Here is a 4939-nt window from a genome sequence, read left to right as displayed (position 1 = left end):
GGCAACAACCAGATCGCATTGGTCGGAAAGGACAATTTAAGCTGGCGGAAAGAACTGGACAAACACTATATCCCAAATAAAACAGTATTAGGGGGAACAAAAAGTAACTTACCATTGTTAAAGGATAAAGGAGGTTTGGAATCAAAAGCATACCTTTGTCGAAACAAAACTTGTAGCTTACCCCAAAAATCAGTATCGGGTATTCTGCAATTATTGAATGATAACAGGGATTAAGTCCCAAATAAATAAATTAAAATGGCGATAGAAACCAACAACGTAGTTGCGTTAAATTACACGCTTCACATGATTGAAGAAAACGGAGAGAAAACATTTGTAGAAGAAACTACAGCGGAGAATCCATTAACATTTCTATATGGTGTAGGTATGATGTTACCTAAATTTGAAGAAAACATTTCTTCATTAAACCAAGGTGATAAGACATCATTTACCCTTACCCCAGAAGATGCTTACGGTGAGAAAGACGAGCGTGCAGTGGCCCAGTTACCCGCAGATATGTTTAAAGAAACTGGCCTTCCTCCTGTAGGAGAAGTATTACCTCTTCAAGATAACCAAGGAAATCAATTTCAAGCTGTTGTCGTTGAAGTAACTCCTGAAGCTGTTGTAGCTGACCTTAACCATCCTATGGCTGGTAAAACATTAAATTTTGATGTAGAGGTTTTAAATGTACGTCCTGCAACAGAAGAAGAACTTGCTCATGGCCACGCCCATGGAGTTGATGGCAATTCAGGTCACTAATCTTATATTATTCCGTTTTATTTAAAATGCGAGGGAGGATATTTCTGACCAGGAAATACCAAACACAGTAATTTAGATAAACAAACGTAATTATCAAGCAGTAGTAAGGGGAATCTTACTACTGTTTTTTTATATCTCGATTTCTAATTTCGTCAATTATAACCATGATTGTCACAATTTTATAGCTCGAAGCATCTCCCTTTTCCCAGGAGCACCTGGGACCTTTTCTATGGAAAATCCGAGATTTCTCATTGATCGCTTGAGATTCCCCGTAATTGCATAGGTAACAAAAACACCACCCGGACGTAAAAAAGAACAGACGTGGGCAAGCGTTTCTTCTGACCACATTTCTGGCTGATGAATAGCGGCAAATGCGTCAAAGTATACTACATCAAATTTCTTGTCAAAATCAAAGTCCATCACTTTGCTGTGTACGACTTTTAGATTGATCCTGGGTGTAATCTGGAACGGCTGTTTTAAGATATCTTGGTATTTGTTTATAAATGTTCTCCAAAGCTCTGGATCAATAAATTTTTCATACCCTGTTTGACTAATGACAGCAGTGGTTAAAGGATAGGCTTCAATCCCACAATAATCTAACATTATAAGTCGTTTACCAGTATAATTTGCAGTAACGAGAAAATTCAATCCTGTTCCAAATCCGATCTCTAAAATTTTTACGCTATTTACATTCTCTTTATCTAATAAAAATTGAAGCCCCGATTTCAAAAAAACATGCTCACTTTCTTGCAATGCACCATGTTTTGAGTGATAATGCTCCCCGATTTCTGAGTTATATAACGTTTTAGAGCCGTCTCCTGTTACAACAAATTCCATACAGCCGATATTTTCTCACAAAACTACCATAAAAAACTATTATTTTAGCTTTCCAATATGCGCACTATCCTTGAAAACTACGGAAGTATACTACTCTTGCTACTAGGCATTATCCTGGGGAGTATTATTGGGCTTTGGTTTCCAGACTTGGTTACATACATCAAACCACTAGGAGATATCTTCCTCAATTTACTTTTTGTGTCGATCATCCCCTTGTTATTTTTTGCTATATCTTCCTCGGTTGCAAATATAGAGAGCGAGAACAAATTGGGGAAAATAATCGGAATCATGGCAACGGTATTTCTGACAACCCTCATTATAGCAGCTGCTATGACGATTTTGGCATTATATTTCTTCCCTGTAAATTCAAATATAGATCCAACGTCGATTGTGGATAACCCTTTAGAGAACGATACGAGCAACTGGGGAGATAAAATGGTTAATTTCCTTACTGTGAGCGAGTTTAGCCTTCTATTAAATAGACAGAATATTTTAGCGTTTGTTATATTTTCCTTCTTGGTAGGGATAGCCTCGCGCAAAGCAGGAGATAGTGCCGCAGCATTTGTCGCTTTCGTTCGCTCAGGTAACGAAGTAATGAAACAATTACTTATCATCATCATGACTATTGCGCCGGTTGGATTAGGTGCTTATTTCGCATTTCAGGTTAAAACTTTGGGCCCTCAGCTCTTTGGTTTTTATGCCAAGCCAATGGCATTGTATTATATCTTTGGGACAATATTCTTCTTTTTATTCTACACCTTATACGCTTATGTTGCTAAAGGAAGACAAGGACCCAAATTGTATTGGAAAAACAATATCATCCCTTCCTTAACCGCATTAAGCACTTGTAGTAGTCTAGCGACTATGCCTCCGAATTTAGCAGCGGCAAAGAAAATCGGAATTCCTGGACCCGTCGCAAACGTCGTAATTCCGCTAGGAAATACTCTTTATAAAAATGGATCCGCGATATCCTCTATCCTTAAGATTTACGTAGCATTCTCCTTGTTAGGATGGAATTTCTTCGCTTGGGACACCCTTATTACCGCCCTTGGAATTACTGTATTGGTAACGATTGTCGCGGGAGGTATCCCAAATGGAGGCTATATAGGTGAAATGCTAATGATTTCAGTGTACGGACTCCCTGCGGAAGCAATTCCTGCGGTCATGATTATCGGGACACTCGTAGATCCTTTAGCAACGATTTTAAATGCTACGGGAGACACTGTCGCAGCAATGCTTGTTACACGATTCTCGAAAGAGAAATTCGACGAGCCCAGCGAGGACATTGCTCAAGAAGTGTAATATTAGTGTTAAACGTAATTGCTAATCACAAACGAAGGATATCTATAACAATAATTATCAGATCGTTAATGATAAAAATTTTTATAAAATAGAATTATTCTAAATAAAGCCTAAAATTTGATAAATTACTAGCTTGCAAAAGCATTTCGTAGTTTTGTATATTATTTATGTTTAATAAACTATGAAGAAAAGCTCAATTATCTTAATTGCTATTATTGCAATTGCCATTGCGATGATCTTAGTTATTTACACTGATTCGAGTACATATTCTACATTTACAGAAGCCAAAGAAAAAAACACCGAGTTGTATGTCGTAGGCGTGCTAAATAAAGAGAAAGCTCTACATTACGATCCTGTTACGGATGCCAACCATTTTTCATTCTATATGTACGATAACGACAGTACGGAATGCCAGGTTGTGTTTCGTGGCTCAAAACCACAAGACATCGAACGTTCCGAGCAGATCGTGTTAACTGGAAAAATGGAAGGAAAAGTATTTCATGCAAGTAAAATTCTGATGAAATGCCCTTCTAAATACAATCAAGATCAGATAGAAATAACAGAATCGACGGCGTCAGTGGCCCTCTAATTTGGGAATGAATCATTACTATATTTATTTCCGATCTTCAAACTATTAATATCAATTCAAATAATGGACGTAAATTACGTTGGTGAACAACTTTTACCCGGAAAAATAGGACAGTTTTTTGTCGTTCTCGCTTTCGGTGCTGCAATTTTTTCGTTAGTCAGTTATTTCTTTGCGACAAAGGAACCAGAGGTTAAATCATGGAAGAAATTGGGACGTATTGGCTTTTGGATAAACGCTATTTCTGTCGTGTCGATTGGTGCTGTCCTATTTTATATCATATATAACCACCTATTCGAATATCATTATGTCTATGCGCATTCCTCTCGATCGCTGCCTACACACTATATCATTTCGTCATTTTGGGAGGGTCAGGAAGGTAGTTTCTGGTTGTGGACCTTTTGGCAAGTTGTGTTAGGTGCTATCCTCCTGTTTAGAGCAAAAAGCTGGGAAGCTCCGGTAATGACGTTCGTTATGCTCTGTCAGGTGTTTCTAGGCTCGATGCTTGTCGGTGTAGAAATTTTTGGCTCCCGTCTCGGAAGCTCGCCTTTTATATTATTTCGTGACGCTTTAGACTATCCTTTTCTAAAAAACGCCAATTACCTGTCGATGATTAGAGATGGCAATGGACTTAACCCTCTTCTTCAAAACTACTGGATGGTGATTCACCCGCCGACACTTTTCCTAGGTTTTGCGTCGATGATTGTCCCTTTTGCGTATGCCGCAGCCGGTCTATGGACGGGGCGGTTTAAAGAATGGTTGACACCCGGATTACCTTGGGCACTGTTTGCTGTAATGATCCTTGGCGCAGGTATTATTATGGGATCATTTTGGGCTTACGAAGCACTGAACTTCGGCGGATTCTGGGCGTGGGATCCAGTGGAAAACGTTTCTATCATTCCTTGGTTTACTCTTATTGCAGCAGTCCATGTGATGATTGCGTATCGTAATTCAGGTCACGGTTATTTTACCGCAACTTTCCTTGCCCTAATCAGCTTTGTGTTGGTAATTTATGCATCATACTTAACCCGTAGTGGTATCCTAGGAGAAACCTCTGTCCACTCGTTTACGAGCTTAGGGATGTCAGGACAGCTTATCATCTTTAATATTGCTTTTCTGGTAATTATGGTTGCTTTACTGGTTTGGCGGAACAAGCAGCTTCCCTCTTCGAAAAAGGAAGAAGATATCTATTCACGCGAGTTTTGGATGTTCATCGGAGGTCTCGTGCTTACCGTTGCATGTATTCAGATGATTGCTACAACGTCAATCCCCGTCTTTAATGCATTGTTTGGTACGAAGGTAGCACCGCCAATCGATCCCATCCCACATTATAATAAATGGCAGGGTGCGTTTGCGGTCGTTGTTATGCTATTAACAGCATTCACACAATTCTTAAAATACAAAAGAACAGACTCACGCAAATTTTGGGCAGCGACCATTGGTTCATTAATAATAGCA

Annotated in this window: 5 protein-coding genes and 1 pseudogene; 5 read left to right on the top strand and 1 reads right to left on the bottom strand. The window is 39.1% G+C overall.

Going from position 1 to position 4939, the window contains the following annotated elements; genetic code table 11:
• Positions 1–234: pseudogene (locus HP439_RS19475) on the top strand (thioredoxin domain-containing protein); the annotation flags it as partial.
• A gap of 21 nt (positions 235–255) precedes the next feature.
• Complete coding sequence (locus HP439_RS17635; protein ID WP_172391649.1) at positions 256–756, top strand: FKBP-type peptidyl-prolyl cis-trans isomerase; 501 nt, start codon at positions 256–258, stop codon at positions 754–756.
• A gap of 171 nt (positions 757–927) precedes the next feature.
• On the opposite strand, the gene mnmC2 is transcribed toward HP439_RS17635, so the two are convergent.
• Positions 928–1593, bottom strand: a complete 666-nt coding sequence (gene mnmC2, locus HP439_RS17630) for a tRNA (5-methylaminomethyl-2-thiouridine)(34)-methyltransferase MnmC2 (protein ID WP_172391648.1) — start codon at positions 1591–1593, stop codon at positions 928–930.
• 57 nt (positions 1594–1650) lie between these two features.
• Between mnmC2 and HP439_RS17625 the strand changes: the two genes are divergently transcribed.
• The 3 genes from HP439_RS17625 to ccsA form a co-directional block, all read left to right on the top strand.
• Positions 1651–2895 (top strand): dicarboxylate/amino acid:cation symporter, encoded by a 1245-nt coding sequence (locus HP439_RS17625; RefSeq protein WP_172391647.1) that lies wholly within the window; start codon positions 1651–1653, stop codon positions 2893–2895.
• 181 nt (positions 2896–3076) lie between these two features.
• The gene (locus HP439_RS17620) at positions 3077–3484 is read left to right on the top strand and encodes a cytochrome c maturation protein CcmE domain-containing protein (RefSeq protein WP_172391646.1); all 408 of its coding nucleotides are present in this window, start codon (positions 3077–3079) and stop codon (positions 3482–3484) included.
• Between the two features lie 63 nt (positions 3485–3547).
• Positions 3548–4939, top strand: a 1392-nt coding sequence (gene ccsA / locus HP439_RS17615; protein WP_172391645.1) for a cytochrome c biogenesis protein CcsA, incomplete at its 3' end; no start/stop codon positions are given.

This window comes from Sphingobacterium shayense, assembly GCF_013179575.1.
Lineage (GTDB): Bacteria > Bacteroidota > Bacteroidia > Sphingobacteriales > Sphingobacteriaceae > Sphingobacterium > Sphingobacterium shayense.
The sequence above is the reverse complement of the archived record's forward strand: the minus strand, read 5'-3'. Positions and strand labels throughout refer to the sequence as shown.